Origin of the sequence: Streptomyces sp. NPDC049915, from assembly GCF_040656475.1 — a bacterium.
Classification (GTDB): Bacteria; Actinomycetota; Actinomycetes; order Streptomycetales; family Streptomycetaceae; genus Streptomyces.
Genome location: NZ_JBFAMH010000023.1, coordinates 37,478 through 55,008, shown reverse-complemented (window position 1 = coordinate 55,008; position 17,531 = coordinate 37,478). Strand labels below are relative to the sequence as shown.

Sequence of the window (17,531 nt, the reverse complement as noted above, 5' to 3'; positions counted from 1 at the left end):
CCTTCCCGATGACGTTCATCGATCACGCCCCTTCCGGATGAGGCGTGCGCCCGCGCACACGCCGAGCGCCAGCCAGCTCACGCGCCGGGACAGCCGTACCGCCCGCGCGATGTCCTCGGTCCCGACGGCGCGCCCCTGCGGGTTCAGCACGGGCCGGTGTTCCACGCGCCCGCCGTACGACAGGGTGCCGCCCAGCCGCAGGCCGAGCGCGCCCGCGAAGGAGGCCTCCACGGGGCCCGCGTTGGGGCTCGGGTGCTTCACCGCGTCCGCCCGCCACGCCCGTACGGCGCCACGCCGGTCCGGGCCGGTGAGCACGGCGAGGGCGGCGGTCAGCCGGGCGCCCGGCCAGCCGGCCACGTCGTCGAGGCGGGCGGAGGCCCAGCCGAAGCGCCGCAGCCGCGGCGACTTGTGACCGACCATCGCGTCCAGGGTGTTGACGGCCCGGAACCCGAGCAGCCCGGGCACCCCGCCGACGGCGCCCCACACCAGCGCGCCCACGACGGCGTCGGAGGTGTTCTCGGCGACCGACTCGACCACGGCCCGGGCGATCCCGTCGGCGTCCAGCGCCTGCGGGTCACGGCCGCACAGATGGGGCAGCCGGGCCCGCGCCGCCTCCACGTCCCCGGCTTCCAGGGCGCGCCCGATGGCGCCGGCCTCGCGTGCGAGGGAGGTCCCCCCGACCACGGACCAGGTGGCGGCGGCGGTCAGCGCGACCGAGGCGGCGGGGGAGCGGCGCACCGAGCGGGCGGCCACGCCCCCGAGCGCGACGGCGCCTCCGGCGCAGACGGCGGTGTGCAGGGCGCCCCAGCCGCGGTGGTCGCGCCACAGGGTGCGCTCGACGGCGTCCGCGGCCCGTCCGAACACGGCGACCGGGTGCCCGCGGCGCGGATCACCGAGGAGGAGGTCACCGAGGAGGCCGGCGGCGGCGCCGTACGCGAAGACGCGTTCGGCTCGCATCGGGCTCAGCCGGCCGTGGGGTCGAGCGGAGCGTCGCTGATGGGCCTGGTCCTCAACCGGCAGCCGCGCATGGCGTCATGTCCTCACTCAGGGTGTCCGCGCCCTGGTTCGAAGGAGGTTCGGCGGTGAGAGTTCCTGGCTCCCGGGGTTGCTCACCCCGGTGACAGTGGCGGGACCGCGCCGGACTTCCACCGGCTTCCTCTCCTGCACGCCGCAAACTTGGCTCCGGCAGTCCACCACGGCTGTCAGAGGGCCGTCAACTTGCCCTTGACCTGGGGCGGAGGAGTGTGGGCAGGCCCACACGGAGACGACCTGCCAGGTCACAAAGGAACGCGGGGTGCCGCTCGGGCACCCCGCGTTTTCGTCGATGAGGCCGGTCAGGCGACGATCAGGCTGATGCCGTACGCCACCGCCGCCGCGCACGCCGCGAAGCAGGCGTACGCGCCGGTGACCGTGAGGGCGGCCGAACCGCCCTGCGCCTGGACCCGCTCGCGGCGGGACAGGCCCATGATGCCGAGGGTGAACAGGGCCACCAGACCCACGGTGACCATGAGGCTGACACCGAAGACGGAGCCGAGGGCCGCCCAGTCGATCTTCATGCTGCTTCTCTTCCTTCGTACCCGAAAGCGGCGGTCAGACGGCCGGGGCCGGATTCGCGGTGGCCGGCTGCTCCGCCGTCGCGGCGGCGGGGGCGGGGATGGTGGCCGTCAGGCCGTCCGTGACCGCCGGGCCGGCGGCCGGAGGCGGGGTCACGGCGGCGATCGCGGTGGTGACCACGCCGGCCGGCTCCTCCTCCACGGCGTTGACGTTGGTGTGGTCGACGACCTCGCGGCGGGAGACCTTCCAGATGCCGAAGCTGGCGGACACCAGGAAGACGGCGACCAGCGCGGTGCCCCAGGCGCCGAAGCCGGTGACGTACTCGGCGAGCGCGCCGACCAGCGCGGCGGCCGGCAGGGTCAGCACCCAGGCGACGAGCATCCGGGTCGCGGTCGACCAGCGCACAACGCCGCCCTTGCGGCCCACGCCCGCGCCCATCACGGAGCCGGAGACGACGTGCGTGGTGGACAGCGAGAAGCCGAGGTGGGAGGAGGCGAGGATGGCGGTGGCCGCGCTGGTCTGGGCGGCGAAGCCCTGCTGCGGCTGCATGTCCGTCAGGCCCTTGCCCATGGTGCGGATGATGCGCCAGCCGCCGATGTAGGTGCCGAGCGCGATGGCCAGGCCGGCGGAGAGGATCACCCAGGTGGGCGGGTCGGAGTCGGGCGCGACGGCGCCGCCCGCGACCAGGGCGAGGGTGATGATGCCCATCGTCTTCTGCGCGTCGTTGGTGCCGTGGGCGAGGGAGACCAGGCCCGCGGAGGCGATCTGGCCGGCCCGGTAGCCCTTCTGGGCGGCCTTGCCGTCGGCCTTCTTGCCCAGCGTGTACGACAGACGGGTCGCGACCATCGCCGCGACGCCGGCGACGACCGGGGCGGCGACCGCGGGCAGCAGCACCTTGGTGACGAGCACGTCACCGTGGACGGCGCCGAAGCCGGCGGAGGCGACGGTGGCGCCGATCAGACCGCCCATGAGGGCGTGCGAGGAGCTGGAGGGCAGGCCCACGAGCCAGGTCAGCAGGTTCCAGAGGATCGCGCCGACCAGGGCGGCGAAGATGACCTCGGGACGGATGCCGTTCTCGTCGACGAGACCCTTGGAGATCGTGTTGGCGACCTCCACGGAGAGGAAGGCGCCCACGAGGTTGAGGGCGGCGGACATGGCCACGGCGATCTTGGGCCGCAGCGCGCCGGTCGAGATGGTGGTGGCCATCGCGTTGGCGGTGTCGTGGAAACCGTTCGTGAAATCGAACGCGAGAGCGGTGACGACCACAATCGCGAGGATCAGCGAGAAGCTTTCCATTTACCCAGGCATTCGTTCGAAGTCATTGGCGGGTCGAACGTAGGTAACGTGGGTGAACGGAAGGTGAACTGAGTCGGGCGTCTCGATGTCGGAAAGAGGGGGTCGCTGCTCCGTTCCCCCGCCCACGGCCCGGGCGGCACACGGGCCGGGTGCCCGGCGCGGGGCGTCGTGGCCGTGCGCGGGTCCGGGGAGGAGATTTCCGTCACCCGGGGCTGGCAGGATCGCGGCATGACGGAGCAGCGGTGGGAACGGCGGGGCGGACGGGTGGCCGACGAGGGGGACGACGCCGAGCGGGAGGCCCTGGCCTGGGCGGATCTGGTCGCCACGGCGCGCCGGACCGTCGCCGACGGACTGGTCGTGGGCACCTCCGGCAATGTCTCGGTACGCGTCGGTGACCTGGTGCTGGTCACGCCGTCGGGCGTGCCCTACGACCGGCTGCGGCCGCAGGACCTGACGGCGGTCGACCTCGACGGCCGGCAGGTGCGCGGCATCCTGGTGCCGACGAGCGAGCTGCCGATGCACCTCGCCGTATACGGCACCACGGACGCCCGGGCTGTGGTGCACACGCACGCCGTCCACGCCACGGCGGTCTCGACGCTCGTGCCGGAGCTCCCGCTCGTCCACTACATGGCCGCGGCCCTCGGCGGCCCGGTCCGCGTCGCCCCCTACGCGACGTACGGCACGCAGGAGCTGGCCGAGAACATGCTGCGGGCCCTGACCGGCCGCACCGGCTGCCTCCTGCAGAACCACGGCACGATCGCCTACGGCGCCACCCTCGACCAGGCCTACGACCGCACCGCCCAGCTGGAGTGGATGTGCCGGCTGTGGCTGACGGCGTCCTCGGTCCCGGGCCTCGCCCCGAGCCTGCTGACCGAGGAGCAGCTGGCGGAGGTGGGGGAGCGGCTGCGGGGGTACGGGCAGCGGGGGTGAGCGCGGCGCGGTGGCGGCGAGGACCGGGTTGATCACTCCGCATGTCACTTCCGGTGGCTTGGGACGGACCACGCCGGGAAACTGGTTCCCGTGCGCACTGTCAAAGCGACGGCCGCTGCCGTCACCGCCGTGATGGGTGCCGGGGCCGCAGCCGTGGTCGCCGGCCGACTCGCCAGCGACGCCGCGCTCAAGGCGCCGCCGGGCCGGCCGCTGCCGACCGAGCCCCGGCTCACCGTGCATGCCACGGCCGCCGGCCGGATCGCGCTCACCCGCGACCTGGCCACCCTGCGCCCCGGTACCTACGGACTCGCCGGCGACGGCAGTCACGCGGTCGTGGGCCAGGTCCTGGACTCCGCCGAGCACACCGCCGACACCGTCGTACGGCGTCTGGAGCGCGTCACGCACGGCACGCTGGAACCGGGCGACAAAGTGTGGCTCACCGCGAACCTGCACGTCGGCGACCCCCGGGCCGCCCTCGGCCTGGAGCACGCCGACGTCGACGTGCCCGGAGAACTCGGCCCGCTGCCCGCCTGGTTCGTTCCCGCCGCCCGGGACACCTGGGTGATCGCCGTGCACGGCCTCGCCACCACCCGGGAGCTCCCCATGAACGTCATGGGCATGCTGAACCGGCTGCGCCTCCCGGTGCTCGCCCTCGCCTACCGCGGCGACCTGGGCGCCCCCCGCCCTCCGGACGGCCTGAACCACTTCGGCGAGACCGAGTGGCGCGACGTGGACGCCGCGATCCGCTACGCGGTGCGCTACGGCGCCCGCCGGGTCGTCCTCTACGGCTGGTCCACCGGAGCCACGATGGCGCTGCGCGCCGCTCAGCTGTCCGGGATGCGGGAGCACGTCTCGGGGCTCGTGCTGGACTCCCCGGTGCTCAGCTGGCCGACCACACTGCGCTCCCTGGCCCTGGCCCGGCGCACGCCGGGCGCGCTGCTGCCGCTCGCGGTGCGCGCCGCGCAGGGCCGCACCGGGCTGCAGGACGGCCCCGCCGACGGGACCATCGCCGCGGACGCCGACGGCCTCGCGGTGCCGACGCTGATCGTCCACGGCCCCGGCGACACGGTGGCCCCCTGGCGCTTCTCCCGCCGCTTCGCCGACCGCCGCCCCGACCTGGTCGCCCTGCACACGGTGGCCCACGCCCCGCACGGAGCGATGTGGAACGCCGACCCGGAGTCCTACGAAGAAGCACTCCGCCGCTTCCTGACCCCTTTGATGTGACCCGGTGGACCGCCCACGTCGGTGCCGCCGATCCGCCCGGACCGGGACGGTCCCTGCGCGGGCGCGTGCGCCGAGGACCGGCGGCGCCGAGACGGCCGTCCACCGGCGTGGGAGCGGTGCACCGCCCCGGGCCGGCCGCCGACGGGCGCGCGGTGCCGTCCGGGCCTCGGAGCCGGCGGGTGACGTGCCGGCCGTCGGCGCCGCCGCGGGAGCAAGGGTGACCCCGCCGGGGGGCGCGTCGCGGCGTCGCTCCGGCTGCGGGGCGGTGGGGATCATTCCGCTTCTGGGCTCCGTTCAAGGCCGTACGACTGGCCTGATCACGCCTGCTTTCGCCGTCCCGGGCAGGTCCACGCTCCCGCCCCGTCGCTCGCCGTGGCATTCCGTTTGGGTTTTCGGACCGTCAACCGGAAGACTGCACCCGTGACGTCCCGTATCCCGCGCGACTCCAGGCTTCGACTCGTCCGTCCCCGACCCCTGGCCGCCGCCCCCAGAGCCGTGAACCAGCGGCGCCCGCGCCGTCGGGCGCCCCGCCCGCCCGAGGGCACCCCGGCGCCCGCGGAGCTGGCCGGAATGGCTCGTTCCGGCCTGGCCGCCGCCGCCCGCGTCGCCCGCTGGGCCGACGCCGCGCTCGGCCCCGGCCGGGCCGGTGCCACCGCCGACGGCAAGGCCACCCTCTCCGACACGACCGCGGAACGCGCCGCACACGAGCTGGGCCTGACCGTGGACCAGATCCGGGCCGACTGGGACATCGCCCGCCTCGCCGGCCTCGTCGAGGTCCACGGCGACAGCGCCCGCCCCGGCTGGCGGCTGCGCGCCTGGGACCGTGACGACAGCGCCGTCCTGCGGGGCTGGGTCGCCCTGTTCGACGCCTGGTCGCTCGCCCACCCCGAACCCGGGGACCAGGAACCCGCGGCCGTCGCCGAGGTCGTCTCGGCCATGCCGCAGGTCCTCTCCTTCCTCCAGCTCTCCGCCGGCCCCGTCCCCGTGGAACAGCTCCTCGACCTGCTCCGCCAGCGGGTCACCGAACTGCGCACGGAGCGCTGCGAGGTCCCCTACGCCCCCACGTCGGGCGCTCCGCAGGTGCCGCCCACCGGCGCGTCCGCCACCGCCGGGGGCGCCGCCGACGCCGCCGTCGGCGTACCGGTCGGCGAGGCCGAGCTGGCGCCGCTGCTCGACTGGGCGCTGCGGGCCCTCGCCGCGGTCGGCGCCCTCACCTACGGCGACGGGCAGGCCACGCTCACCCCGCTCGGCAGCTGGGCGGTCTGGGTCAAGCTGGAGCAGATCTGCGTCGCCGCGCAGAGCCCCGCGGGCAACATCGAGCAGGCGGCCGAGGACATGCTGCGCGGCTGCGCCCAGCTGCGGCCGAACGCCGCCCGCGCCGAGTACCGCGCCTGGCTCGCCGCCCGCCCCGTGGGCAACGCCGTCACCGAGCTGCTCGCCGCCGCCCGCGGCGACGACGCCCTGCTGCGCGGCCTGGCCTTCGAGGCGCTGCGCGTCGTCGGCGCCCCCGCCGAGCCCGACGTCCGTGCCGTCGTCGAGGAGCCGACGCTGCGGCCGTACGCCTTGCTGTGGCTGGCCGAGCACGACGGTGTGGACCCCGAGGACGCCCACGAGGTGCTCACCCGCGAGGAGGCCACCTGGCTGTGGGTCGACACGGCCGCCGCCGTCGCCGACCACGGCGAGGCCCCGATGCTGGTCCGGCACCTGGAGTCGGCCCTGCAGCCCACCGTGCCGGCCCTGCTCGACGAGGTCCGCGCCGTCGGTCACCCGCGCACCGTGCAGGTCCTGGTCGCCCTGGCCGCCGCCCACCCCGACCCGGCCCTGGCCAAGGCCGTGCGCCGCGCCGCCTTCCAGGTGCACACCGGCGGCAGCTGACCGCACCGGGGGCGCACGACCCGCAGCGGACGTACGCCCCCACCGTGGGCCGCCCCCGCCGCGGGTGGCCCCCGCCGTAGGCCGGAAAACCAGTTGCAGGGGCCCGTTAGACTGTTCCCATGGCCATTCTCCTCGCGCATTAGACGGCGGGACCGTCCACCAGCCTTCCACCGTCAATCCCCACCGCCCAGGAGTATGACCCCGTGATCTCCGCCTCCGGTATCGAGCTGCGCGCTGGTGCCCGAATCCTCCTCGAGAACGCCACCTTCCGCGTCACCAAGGGCGACCGCATCGGGCTCGTCGGCCGCAACGGCGCCGGCAAGACCACGCTCACCAAGGTCCTCGCCGGCGAGGGCATGCCCGCCGCCGGCACCGTCGCCCGCTCCGGCGAGGTCGGCTACCTCCCGCAGGACCCGCGCACCGGCGACCTCGACGTCCTCGCCCGCGACCGCATCCTCTCCGCGCGCGGCCTCGACGTACTGATCCGCAAGATGCGCGAGAACGAGCAGCGCATCGCCACCGGCAAGGGCTCCACCCGCGAGAAGGCCCTCAAGCAGTACGAGCGGCACGAGACGGAGTTCCTCACCAAGGGCGGTTACTCCGCCGAGGCCGAGGCCGCCACCATCGCCGCCGCGCTGAACCTGCCCGACCGGGTGCTCGGCCAGCCGCTGCACACCCTCTCCGGTGGTCAGCGCCGCCGTATCGAACTGGCCCGGATCCTGTTCTCCGACGCGGACACGCTGCTCCTGGACGAGCCGACGAACCACCTCGACGCGGACTCGATCATCTGGCTGCGGGACTACCTGAAGACCTACCGCGGCGGCTTCATCGTCATCAGCCACGACGTGGACCTCGTCGAGACGGTCGTGAACAAGGTGTTCTACCTGGACGCCAACCGCTCGACCATCGACGTCTACAACATGGGCTGGAGGCTGTACCAGCAGCAGCGCGAGGCCGACGAGAAGCGCCGCAAGCGCGAGCGGGCCAACGCCGAGAAGAAGGCCGCCGCGCTGCATTCGCAGGCCGACAAGATGCGCGCCAAGGCGACGAAGACGGTCGCCGCGCAGAACATGGCCCGCCGCGCCGACAAGCTCCTCTCCGGACTGGAAGCGGTCCGCCAGTCCGACAAGGTCGCCAAGCTCCGCTTCCCGGAGCCCGCGCCGTGCGGCAGGACCCCGCTGATGGCCGAGGGGCTGTCGAAGTCGTACGGCTCGCTGGAGATCTTCACCGACGTCGACCTCGCCATCGACAAGGGCTCCCGGGTCGTCATCCTCGGCCTCAACGGCGCCGGCAAGACCACCCTGCTGCGTCTGCTGGGCGGTGTGGAGGAGCCGGACACCGGCCGTGTCGTCCCCGGCCACGGCCTCAAGCTCGGCTACTACGCGCAGGAGCACGAGACGCTCGACCCGGACCGCACGGTCCTGGAGAACATGCGCTCCGCCGCGCCCGACATGGACCTCGTCGAGGTCCGCAAGGTGCTCGGCTCGTTCCTGTTCTCCGGCGACGACGTCGACAAGCCGGCCGGTGTCCTCTCCGGCGGTGAGAAGACCCGTCTGGCCTTGGCCACCCTGGTGGTCTCCTCGGCGAACGTCCTTCTGCTGGACGAGCCCACCAACAACCTCGACCCGGCCAGCCGCGAGGAGATCCTCGGCGCGCTGCGCACCTACAAGGGCGCCGTCGTCCTGGTCACCCACGACGAGGGCGCGGTGGAGGCGCTGCAGCCGGAGCGGATCATCCTGCTCCCGGACGGTGTCGAGGACCTGTGGGGCTCGGACTACGCGGATCTCGTCGCCCTGGCTTGATCGAATGGATGATCCAGCGGTATGGATCATTCGGCCGATCCGTGATCCATCATCTGTGTGAGATCTCCTCGTATCGAGGTGTGCCCTACACGTATCTGGCGGCCGGTTCCTCCCTGTCCGGAGGGCCGGCCGTTCTGCGTCTCTGACCTGCGGATTTCCTGGCGAGCCGGTTCGATCCTGCGAACGGCGGCACGCGGAATATCAGCTTCCGATTGTGTGGACGCGCTCCTGTCGTCACAACGGTGTCGCACAGACCTTGCCGAATGGGTGGCCAACCCGCGCCGGAGGGGTGATCATGAGGAGACCAGAGCGCACTTCCCATGAGGAGGCACGGGTGGCCGAGACTCTGAAGAAGGGCAGCCGGGTGACCGGCGCCGCGCGCGACAAGCTCGCGGCAGACCTGAAGAAGAAGTACGACGCCGGTGCGAGCATCCGGGCGTTGGCCGAGGAGACCGGCCGCTCGTATGGCTTTGTGCACCGCATGCTCAGCGAGTCGGGCGTCACGCTCCGCGGACGTGGCGGGGCTACCCGGGGCAAGAAGGCTCAGACGGCCTGATCCCCGGGCGGCCCCACGGCTCCGATGGTGGCCACCCGGTCGGCCGACCGGCCGGGCGGGTGGTTACTGTGCAGTCACTTACGGATGGCCCGCAGGGGCATCCAACGATGGTTGCCCACGTGGGCATCCACAGTGACCGCACGCATCGGAGGCGCCCCATGGCCACGCCCGGCCCGGAACTCGTTCCCCTGCTCGACCAGGACGGCGTACGGCTCACCGTCGACGGCGCGATCGCCACGGTGACGCTGACCAATCCGGCCAAGCGCAACGCGCAGAGCCCCGCCATGTGGCGGACGCTCGCCCAGGCCGGCCGGCGGCTGCCGGGCTCCGTCCGGGTGGTCGTGCTGCGCGGTGAGGGCCAGTCCTTCTCCGCCGGGCTCGACCGGCAGATGTTCACGCCCGAGGGGATCGAGGGCGAGCCGTCGTTCGTCGACCTCGCCCGCAGCAGCGACGCCGACCTGGACGCGTCCATCGCCGCGTTCCAGGAGGCGTTCACCTGGTGGCGGCGTAACGACGTCGTGTCCATCGCCGCCGTGCAGGGGCATGCCATCGGGGCGGGCTTCCAGCTCGCACTCGCCTGTGACCTGCGCGTCGTCGCGGACGACGTGCAGTTCGCCATGCGCGAGACCAGCCTCGGGCTGGTGCCCGACCTGACGGGCACGCATCCGCTCGTCGCGCTGGTCGGTTACGCCCGGGCGCTGGAGATCTGCGCGACCGGGCGCTTCGTGGCGGCCGAGGAAGCGGTGGCCTGCGGCCTGGCCAACCTCGCCGTGCCCGCCGACCAGCTCGACGGCGCGGTCAAGGACCTGGCCGCCGCCCTGCTTGCCGCGCCCCGCGACGCGGTCATCGAGACCAAGGCCCTGCTGCGCGGCGCCGCCGACCGTACCTACGACGAACAGCGCGCGGCCGAACGCCAGGCCCAGGCCCGCCGCCTGCGCGACCTGGCCGGCATGGGCGAGTGACCACGAAACCTCACCCGATCGCCGCACGGGGCACCGCCACGGCCGGCTGACCGGGCGGGCCGCGGTGCCGTCCCGCCCGACGGCGGGCCGTACCGGGTTTCGCCGCGCCGGCTGACCGGGCGGGCCGTATCGGGTGCCGCCGCCGTCGGCTGTCCGGCGGGCCGCTGTGCCGCCTCACCCGATCGGCGTAGCCGGTGCCGCCGCGGTCGGCTGAGCCGGCGCCGCTGCGGCGGGGCCTCAGCCGACCGCCGTGACCAGTACCGCCACCGTCGGGCGGTCCGGCAGTGCCTGGGCCACCGCCGCGCGGACGGCCCGGGCCACGTCCACGGGGCGGTGGCCGGTGCGTACGGCGATCTCCACGCGTGCGTGGCGGTGCGGCAGGGTCGCGCCGTCCTGCGCGCGTTCCTCCAGGTGTACCGGACGGCCCAGCCCGCCCAGTGCACCGGCGAGCCCTGCCACGCCCGGCACCGCGAGAGCCGCCGCGGCGGCACGCGCCTCATCGGGACCCGTCGTGTCGCCGCCCGCGCCGCCTTCGTAACCGCGGGGCGCCTCCGCGGGCGCCGGCCCGGCCACGGGCTGCACGGCCTCGTCCAGCAGGGCGACCACCCGCAGGTCCACCTCCGCGACCGTCAGCCCCAGCCCGTCCCGCGCGGCCGTCCCGAGCACCGCCCGCACCCGGTCCGCGGTCACCGGCAGCGGCTCGGCCACCGTCGCGGAGAACTCCGCCGTCACCCGCAGCGGCCCCGGCGGCAGGGCGCTCGGCGGCGGCGGTACGACCGGCTCGGCCACGTCCGCCGGATCGGCGAGCGCGACGCGCACCGCCCCCAGCAGTACACCCGGCAGGCCCATCGCGGCCCGCGCAAGAAACGCCTGCGCCGCGGCCTCCGCCAGCCACGCGCCGTCGCGCGCCTCCCCGAGAGGCAGCAGTCTGCCGAGGCCCAGCCGCTGCCGCACGTCCCACGTCCACCGATCCGCTGTCATTCCTCCAGCCTGCCGCATCGCGGGCGCGCGATCGCGTAACCGCACTTACGGTGGTCGAAGGACGACGATGCGGAAGGACACGGCGATGAGCGACATGACGGCCGGAACCCGGACAAGCACGTCCGAGATTCGCAAGGAACCGCAGACCACCCGTCGCGGTGGCGGTGACCCCGGCAGCCGCGGCAAGACGACGATCGCGGACGGCGTCGTCGAGAAGATCGCAGGTCTCGCGGCCCGCGACGTACCGGGCGTGTACGCGATGGGCAGCGGTCTGTCCCGCACCATCGGCGCCGTGCGCGACCGCGTACCGGGCGGCTCCAAGTCCGTGACCCGGGGCGTGAAGGCAGAGGTCGGAGAGGTACAGACCGCGCTCGATCTGGAGATCGTCGTCGAGTACGGCGTGTCGATCTCGGAGCTCTCGCGCGATGTGCGGGAGAACGTCATCGCGGCCGTCGAGCGGATGACGGGCCTGGAGGTCGTCGAGGTCAACATCGCCGTCAGCGATGTGAAGCTCCCCGAGGAGGAGGACGAGGAGCCCGAGCAGCCCCGTATCCAGTGACGGCACCCGAGCGGGTCGTCGAGCAGGCTGACAAGCTGAGGAGCACAGCATGAGCATGGCCGTGGCCGGCATGATCGCCGGCATGGCACTGGCCTTCGCCGGATACTTCGGCGGCTTCGGCGCCTTCGTGCTGGTGGCGGCCCTGGGCGCCATCGGCTTCGTGGTCGGCCGGTTCGCCGAGGGAGATCTCGACATCGGCGACCTCTTCCGCACGCGCAGCGACCGGCGGCGGTGACGCCCGTGACCAGTGGGGCCGGTGAGCTCCGTAGACCCCGGGGCGCCGTGCTGCCCGGCGAGCGCGGCGCGACACGGATCGCGGACCGGGTCGTGGCGAAGGTCGCCGCGCAGGCGGCGCGCGAGGCGATCGGCACGCTGCCCGAGGACGCCGCGACCCCGCACGCCACGGTGGTCGTCCGCCACAACGCCGCCCATCTGCGCGTCCACCTCGAACTCGACTACCCCACCGACATCGGCGCCCGCTGCCGCGCGGTGCGCGGCCATGTCGCCGAGCGGGTGGGCACGTTGGTGGGCATGGACGTTCCGGAGGTCGCCGTCCACGTCGAACGGCTGCACCTGGCGCCGGCGTACGCCACGCCACAGGGGAGGACGTCATGAGTGAACCCGAGGGGGCCACCCAGCGGCTGCCCGTACTGGAGAAGGCCGAGCCCGCCCCCGACGAGGGCGGGCACCCCCACGCGCGTCGCTTCTGGTCGGCCCGCCGCGTCCCGGCCGGCATCGTCGCCGCGCTGCTCGTGGGCGGCTTCGGCCTCTTCCTGTACGACATCTGCGCCGTCCGGGCCGGCCATTCGGCGATGCGCTGGCGCCGGGTCCTCGCCCACCAGCTCGCCACGCGGCCCCTGGACGACGTCTGGGTGCGTGTCGGCGCGGGGGTCGCCGCGGCCCTCGGGCTGTGGCTGATCGTGCTGGCCCTCACGCCCGGCCTGCGGGCCCTGCTGCCGATGCGCCGCACGCACCCCGACGTGCGCGCCGCACTGACCCGGGACGCGGCCGCCCTGGTGCTGCGCGACCGGGCGATGGAGGTGTCCGGCGTGCAGTCGGCGCGGGTGCGGGTGCGCCGCAGGAAAGCGAACGTCCGGGCGATGTCGCACTTCCGTGAACTGGACGACGTGCACGCCGACCTGGACGAGGTGCTCGGCGACGCGGTGCGCGGACTGGGCCTCGCCCGGCCGCCCCGTCTCGCCGTGCGCGTCCGGCGGCCCGGACGCAAGGGGTGAACCGCATGCTCACCACCGTCAACCGCGTGCTGCTCGCGCTGGCCGGACTGGTGCTCCTGGCACTGGGCGGCGCGGTCCTCGCCGTGGGGCTGGGCGCGTCCGCCCCGTCCTGGTGGATCCACGCCGACCGGCACGACGTGCTGCTCAGCGACGCCGAACGCACCCGCTGGCGGGACGCCGGCTGGTGGTGGCCGGTGGTCATCGCCGCGCTCGCCGTCCTGCTCCTGCTCGCCCTGTGGTGGCTCACCGCGGTGCTGCGCCGCCACAGGCTCGCCGAGGTCCTCGTCGACACCGGTGACGGTGAGGGCGCGCGGCTGCGTGGCCGGGCACTGGAGCGCGTCCTCGTCGGCGACGCGGGCACGCTGGACGGCGTCGCCCGCGCGCACGCCCACCTCAGGGGCCACCGCACCGCGCCCTCGGCGCGCATCCGGGTCCACCTGGAACCGCACGTGGACCCGGAGACTGCCCTGAACCACCTCACCGCCCGGACCCTCACCCACGCCCGCGACGCGACGGGCCTGACCTCCCTGCCCGCCGAAGTACGGCTACGGGGCGTCAGACACGGCGCGGAGCGGGTCAGCTGAGCCGGGGCGCCCGGTGGTTCAGAACCCGTGCCGTGTGCCGCCGTCCACCGGCAGCATCACACCGGTGACGTAGGAGGCCGCCGGGGAGAGCAGGAACGCCGCCGCGCGGCCGAACTCCTCCGGCGCGCCGTAGCGGCGCAGCGGGATGCGCGACTCACTCGCCGCCCGCGTCGCCTCCGGGTCGGCCGACAGGGCGTCCAGCTCCCGCACCCGGTCGGTGTCGATACGCCCCGGCAGCAGCCCCACGACGCGGATGCCGCGCGGCCCCAGTTCGTCCGCCAGGGACTTGGCGAACCCGGCCAGGCCCGGCCGCAGCCCGTTGGAGATGGTCAGCCCCGGGATCGGCTCGTGCACCGACCCGGACAGTACGAAGCCGATGACGCCGCCCTGCTCCAGTTCGGCCGCCGCGGTCCGCGCCAGCCGTACCGCGCCGAGGAACACCGAGTCGAAGGCGGCCCGCCACTGCTCGTCGGTGTTGTCGGCGACGAAGCCGGGCGGCGGTCCGCCGACGCTGACGACCATGCCGTGGAAGCCGCCGAAGTGTTCGCGCGCGGCGGCGACGAGCCGCTCGGGCGCGTCGGCGTCGGCGTTGTCCACGGCCACCCCGACCGCGTGCGCGCCCAGTTCGGCGGCCGCGTCCGCGACCCGCTTCTCGTCCCGCCCGGTGATCACGACCTTCGCGCCGTCGGCGAGCAGCTCCCGCGCGGTGGCGTTGCCCAGCCCGCGCGTGGCCCCGGTGACGACGTACACCCGGTCCTTCAGTCCAAGATCCATGGCCCCTATCCTGCCTGCTGCCCGCCGAAGAGGGCGAGGGCGGTGCTGACCAGACCGATGTGGCTGAACGCCTGCGGGAAGTTGCCCAGCTGGCGGCGGCCGGCCGGGTCGTACTCCTCGGACAGCAGCCCCACGTCGTTCGCCACGCCCACCAGGCGTTCGAACAGTTCCCGCGCCTCCTCCGTACGGCCGCTCGCGTGCAGGGCGTCCGCCAGCCAGAACGAGCACGCCAGGAACGTGCCCTCGTCGCCGGGCAGCCCGTCCACGGTGGTCCCGTCGGTGGTGTAGCGGCGCACGAAGCCGTGGTGGCCGAGCTCCTCGCGGATGGCCTCGATCGTGCCGAGCACGCGCGGATCGTCCGGCGGCAGGAAGCCCACGCGCGGGATGAGCAGCAGCGCGGCGTCCAGTTCCCGTGAGCCGTAGTACTGGGTGAAGGTGTTGCGCTGCTTGTCGAACCCTTTCTCGCACACCTCGCGGTGCACCTCGTCGCGCATCGCCCGCCAGCCGTCGAGGTCGCCGTCGAGCTCCTTGTGGGTCTGCAGCGTGCGCACGGCCCGGTCGGCGGCGACCCACACCATCACCTTGGAGTGCACGAACTGCTTGCGTCCGCCGCGCACCTCCCAGAGCCCCTCGTCGGGCCGGTGCCACTGGTCGCGCAGCCAGTCCAGCAGGGAGCGCTGGATCGCCCACATGTGCGGCTTGGTGGACAGCCCCGCGCGGCGGGCCAGCCAGAGGGAGTCCATCACCTCGCCGTACACGTCGAGCTGCAGCTGCCTGACCGCGTCGTTACCGATGCGCACGGGCGTGGAGCCGGCGAAGCCGGACAGCCAGGGCAGCTCCACCTCCGGCAGCCGCCGCTCACCCGCCAGCCCGTACATGATCTGCAGGTCGGCCGGGTCGCCGGCGACCGCGCGCAGCAGCCAGTTGCGCCACTCCTCCGCCTCGTGCCGGTAACCGGCCGACAGCAGCGCGCCCAGGGTGAGGGTGGAGTCGCGCAGCCAGCTGTAGCGGTAGTCCCAGTTGCGCACGCCGCCGATCTCCTCCGGCAGCGAGGTCGTCGGCGCGGCGACGATGCCGCCGGTGGGGGCGTAGGTGAGCGCCTTGAGGGTGATCAGCGAGCGGACCACGGCGTCGCGGTGCGGGCCGTCGTAGCGGCACCGGGCCACCCAGCTGCGCCAGTCGCGCACGCTGGCGCGCAGCACCTCGTACGGGTCGATCTGCCGGGGCCGCGGCTCGTGCGAGGGGTGCCAGGTCAGCACGAACGCGACCGACTCGCCCTTGCCGACGGTGAACTCCGAGTGGGTGGAGAAGTCCTCGCCCCAGGTCCGCACGGACGGCTCGCTGCGCAGCCACACCGAGTCCGGTCCGGCGACGGCCACCCGGTGGTCGCGGGAGCGGCGCATCCACGGCACGACCGAGCCGTAGTCGAAACGGATCCGCAGCGTGCCGCGCATGGTGACCCGGCCGTCCAGGCCCTCGACGATGCGGACCAGGTCGGGCGCGCGGTCGCGCTGCGGCATCAGGTCGGTGACCCGCACGCGGCCGTCGGGGGTGTCCCACTCGGTGTCGAGGACGAGGGTGTCGCGACGGTAGGCGCGGCGGGTGCAGGGGCCGTCGACGCCTTTCGGAGCGAGACGCCAGTGGCCGTTGTCCTCGTCGCCGAGGAGCCTGGCGAAGCAGGCGCCGGAGTCGAAGCGGGGCAGGCAGAGCCAGTCCACGGAGCCGTCGCGCCCCACCAGGGCCGCGGTCTGCTCGTCGCCGATCAGGGCGTAGTCCTCGATGCGGGCTTGCACGCAGTTCCGGGTTCCCGCGCGGGGATCACGGCAATCAACGGGTGCGCCCGGGGGAGTGAGGGCCCGGCCCCGGCAGGTGTCCGCGCGGTCACACCGTGGCGGGTTCGGCCTCCTCCGCCGTCTCCTGCGCGGCCTTCTGCGCCCGCTCCCGGATCTCGCGGCGGGCCATGACGACCCAGCCGACGGGGACACAGGCGGAGAACAGCCACCACTGGATGGCGTAGGCATAGTTCAGCGCGGAGTCCTCCATGCCGGGCTTGCCGATCAGCTCGGGCGTGCCGCCCTTGGGCTCGGGGGTGCTCAGCACGAGGTAGCCGCCGACCACCTGCGCGCCCAGGCGCCGGGCCTCCTGCTCGCTGTTGATCAGCATGATCTGCCGGTCCGGCAGCCCCTTGACGTCCTTGATGCCGCTGGCCGCGGTCGTCTCGTCGGGCATCAGCCGCCCGGTGACGGTCGTCTCTCCGCCGGGCGGGGCGGGGATCTTCGGGAACGCGGTCTGGGTCGGGCCGTCGGCGGGGATCCAGCCCCGGTTGACCAGGACGACCTTGCCGTCGTGCAGCACGAAGGGGGTGAGGACGTGGAAACCGACCTCGCCGTCGGCGTTGACCCGCCGCCGGACGACGACCTCACGCTCGGGCTCGAAACGGCCCGTCGCGGTCACGTTGCGGTAGCGCTGGTCGGTGGTCACGCTGTGCCCCGGGGAGGTCAGCCGCTCCACGGGCACCGGCTTCGAGCCGAGTGCGTCGGACACCAGCTGGTTGCGGGCGCTGCGCTCCTCGTAGCGGTGCATCTGCCAGAAGCCCAGCTTGATCATCGTGGGGATGAGCAGCAGAGCGACCAGCGTGAGGATCACCCATTGCCGGGTCAACAGGAAGCGGTACACCCCACGACGGTACAACTCGGGCCGTGGGGTGCTCGCACAGGGGGTGTGCCGAGGGCGTGCTCCGGGAGGTGCTCCTGCGCCGGCTCAGACCCGGTCGACGATGCCCGCCCTTCCCTCCGCGCGGGCGCAGTGGGCGCCGCAGTACCAGTGGCCCTCGACCTCCACGCCCTGACCGATGATCTGCACACGACAGTGTTCGCAGATGGGGGCCATGCGGTGGATCGCGCAGGAGAAGCAGTCGAAGACGTGCACCGCGCCCTGGGCGTGGACCTCGAAGGTCATTCCGTAGTCATTGCCGCAAACTTCGCATCTCGCCATGGGCCACAGGGTGGGCCGTCGGCCGGACGCGGGCGAGCGGGCGCCGGGCGAGTCGCGCGGCAATCACCCGTCCGCACCGGTCGCGGGGGGCTGCGGCTCCAGCTGCCCCGCCCCGCGGTGGCCACTCCGGGGTGACCCGCGCGCTGCCGGGGCCTCTTCGGGGTGACCGGGCCGCCGTGGCCCTTCTCCGGATGGCCGGCGTCAT

The 17,531-nt window shown here is 73.8% G+C and carries 19 protein-coding genes and 1 riboswitch; of the genes, 11 read left to right on the top strand and 8 right to left on the bottom strand.

The genetic code is table 11. The features are described 5' to 3' along the window. Nucleotides 1–15 precede the first annotated feature (15 nt). The 3 genes from AB0J12_RS30210 to AB0J12_RS30200 form a co-directional block, all read right to left on the bottom strand. Entirely contained in the window at nucleotides 16–957 is a 942-nt protein-coding gene (locus AB0J12_RS30210; protein WP_363267718.1) for a cobalamin biosynthesis protein, read from the bottom strand. Nucleotides 958–1,063: 106 nt separating this feature from the next. After that, a riboswitch (cobalamin riboswitch) is annotated at nucleotides 1,064–1,210 on the bottom strand. Between the two features lie 124 nt (nucleotides 1,211–1,334). Then, complete coding sequence (locus AB0J12_RS30205; protein ID WP_363267717.1) at nucleotides 1,335–1,556, bottom strand: hypothetical protein; 222 nt, start codon at nucleotides 1,554–1,556, stop codon at nucleotides 1,335–1,337. 34 nt (nucleotides 1,557–1,590) lie between these two features. Next, the gene (locus tag AB0J12_RS30200; RefSeq protein ID WP_363267716.1) at nucleotides 1,591–2,850 is read right to left on the bottom strand and encodes an inorganic phosphate transporter; all 1,260 of its coding nucleotides are present in this window, start codon (nucleotides 2,848–2,850) and stop codon (nucleotides 1,591–1,593) included. Between the two features lie 228 nt (nucleotides 2,851–3,078). Here AB0J12_RS30200 and AB0J12_RS30195 point away from each other — a divergent pair, with 228 nt between their 5' ends. The 6 genes from AB0J12_RS30195 to AB0J12_RS30170 all read left to right on the top strand — a co-directional run bounded on the left by AB0J12_RS30195 (nucleotide 3,079) and on the right by AB0J12_RS30170 (nucleotide 10,199). Next, nucleotides 3,079–3,780, top strand: coding sequence for a class II aldolase/adducin family protein (locus AB0J12_RS30195; RefSeq protein ID WP_363267715.1), 702 nt, complete (start codon nucleotides 3,079–3,081; stop codon nucleotides 3,778–3,780). A 90-nt stretch (nucleotides 3,781–3,870) separates the two neighbouring features. Next, nucleotides 3,871–5,004 (top strand): alpha/beta fold hydrolase, encoded by a 1,134-nt coding sequence (locus AB0J12_RS30190; RefSeq protein ID WP_363267714.1) that lies wholly within the window; start codon nucleotides 3,871–3,873, stop codon nucleotides 5,002–5,004. Between the two features lie 570 nt (nucleotides 5,005–5,574). Beyond that, nucleotides 5,575–6,879 (top strand): hypothetical protein, encoded by a 1,305-nt coding sequence (locus AB0J12_RS30185; RefSeq protein ID WP_363267713.1) that lies wholly within the window; start codon nucleotides 5,575–5,577, stop codon nucleotides 6,877–6,879. A gap of 203 nt (nucleotides 6,880–7,082) precedes the next feature. Beyond that, the gene (locus tag AB0J12_RS30180; protein WP_363267712.1) at nucleotides 7,083–8,681 is read left to right on the top strand and encodes an ABC-F family ATP-binding cassette domain-containing protein; all 1,599 of its coding nucleotides are present in this window, start codon (nucleotides 7,083–7,085) and stop codon (nucleotides 8,679–8,681) included. A gap of 334 nt (nucleotides 8,682–9,015) precedes the next feature. Continuing rightward, nucleotides 9,016–9,237, top strand: a complete 222-nt coding sequence (locus AB0J12_RS30175; RefSeq protein ID WP_190220789.1) for a helix-turn-helix domain-containing protein — start codon at nucleotides 9,016–9,018, stop codon at nucleotides 9,235–9,237. A 158-nt stretch (nucleotides 9,238–9,395) separates the two neighbouring features. Beyond that, nucleotides 9,396–10,199: an enoyl-CoA hydratase/isomerase family protein gene (locus AB0J12_RS30170; RefSeq protein WP_363267711.1), complete on the top strand. Its 804-nt coding sequence runs from the start codon at nucleotides 9,396–9,398 to the stop codon at nucleotides 10,197–10,199. Nucleotides 10,200–10,436: 237 nt separating this feature from the next. Here the strand turns inward: AB0J12_RS30170 and AB0J12_RS30165 are convergent, their stop codons facing one another. Beyond that, nucleotides 10,437–11,180: a nucleopolyhedrovirus P10 family protein gene (locus tag AB0J12_RS30165; protein WP_363267710.1), complete on the bottom strand. Its 744-nt coding sequence runs from the start codon at nucleotides 11,178–11,180 to the stop codon at nucleotides 10,437–10,439. Between the two features lie 85 nt (nucleotides 11,181–11,265). Here AB0J12_RS30165 and AB0J12_RS30160 point away from each other — a divergent pair, with 85 nt between their 5' ends. From AB0J12_RS30160 to amaP, 5 genes are read left to right on the top strand one after another with little or no spacing between them, the layout of a single operon-like run. Beyond that, nucleotides 11,266–11,739, top strand: coding sequence for an Asp23/Gls24 family envelope stress response protein (locus AB0J12_RS30160; RefSeq protein ID WP_363267709.1), 474 nt, complete (start codon nucleotides 11,266–11,268; stop codon nucleotides 11,737–11,739). Nucleotides 11,740–11,788: 49 nt separating this feature from the next. Continuing rightward, nucleotides 11,789–11,974 (top strand): hypothetical protein, encoded by a 186-nt coding sequence (locus AB0J12_RS30155; protein ID WP_363267708.1) that lies wholly within the window; start codon nucleotides 11,789–11,791, stop codon nucleotides 11,972–11,974. After that, nucleotides 11,971–12,354 carry a hypothetical protein gene (locus tag AB0J12_RS30150; RefSeq protein ID WP_363267706.1) on the top strand — a complete coding sequence of 128 codons (384 nt, stop codon included), beginning with the start codon at nucleotides 11,971–11,973 and terminating at the stop codon, nucleotides 12,352–12,354. The genes AB0J12_RS30155 and AB0J12_RS30150 overlap by 4 nt, the downstream gene beginning before the upstream one ends. Then, nucleotides 12,351–12,974, top strand: coding sequence for a DUF6286 domain-containing protein (locus tag AB0J12_RS30145; RefSeq protein ID WP_363267705.1), 624 nt, complete (start codon nucleotides 12,351–12,353; stop codon nucleotides 12,972–12,974). Before AB0J12_RS30150 ends, AB0J12_RS30145 begins: the two co-directional genes overlap by 4 nt. Nucleotides 12,975–12,979: 5 nt before the next feature. Next, complete coding sequence (gene amaP / locus AB0J12_RS30140; RefSeq protein ID WP_363267704.1) at nucleotides 12,980–13,558, top strand: alkaline shock response membrane anchor protein AmaP; 579 nt, start codon at nucleotides 12,980–12,982, stop codon at nucleotides 13,556–13,558. Nucleotides 13,559–13,576: 18 nt separating this feature from the next. Here amaP and AB0J12_RS30135 read toward each other — a convergent pair whose 3' ends face one another. From AB0J12_RS30135 to AB0J12_RS30120, 4 genes are all read right to left on the bottom strand, one after another. Then, complete coding sequence (locus AB0J12_RS30135; protein WP_363267703.1) at nucleotides 13,577–14,332, bottom strand: SDR family oxidoreductase; 756 nt, start codon at nucleotides 14,330–14,332, stop codon at nucleotides 13,577–13,579. Between the two features lie 5 nt (nucleotides 14,333–14,337). Beyond that, nucleotides 14,338–16,125 carry a glycoside hydrolase family 15 protein gene (locus tag AB0J12_RS30130; protein WP_363267702.1) on the bottom strand — a complete coding sequence of 596 codons (1,788 nt, stop codon included), beginning with the start codon at nucleotides 16,123–16,125 and terminating at the stop codon, nucleotides 14,338–14,340. Nucleotides 16,126–16,213: 88 nt separating this feature from the next. Continuing rightward, nucleotides 16,214–17,008 (bottom strand): SURF1 family protein, encoded by a 795-nt coding sequence (locus AB0J12_RS30125; protein WP_363267701.1) that lies wholly within the window; start codon nucleotides 17,006–17,008, stop codon nucleotides 16,214–16,216. 84 nt (nucleotides 17,009–17,092) lie between these two features. Further along, nucleotides 17,093–17,326, bottom strand: coding sequence for a hypothetical protein (locus AB0J12_RS30120; protein WP_078633039.1), 234 nt, complete (start codon nucleotides 17,324–17,326; stop codon nucleotides 17,093–17,095). Nucleotides 17,327–17,531 lie beyond the last annotated feature (205 nt).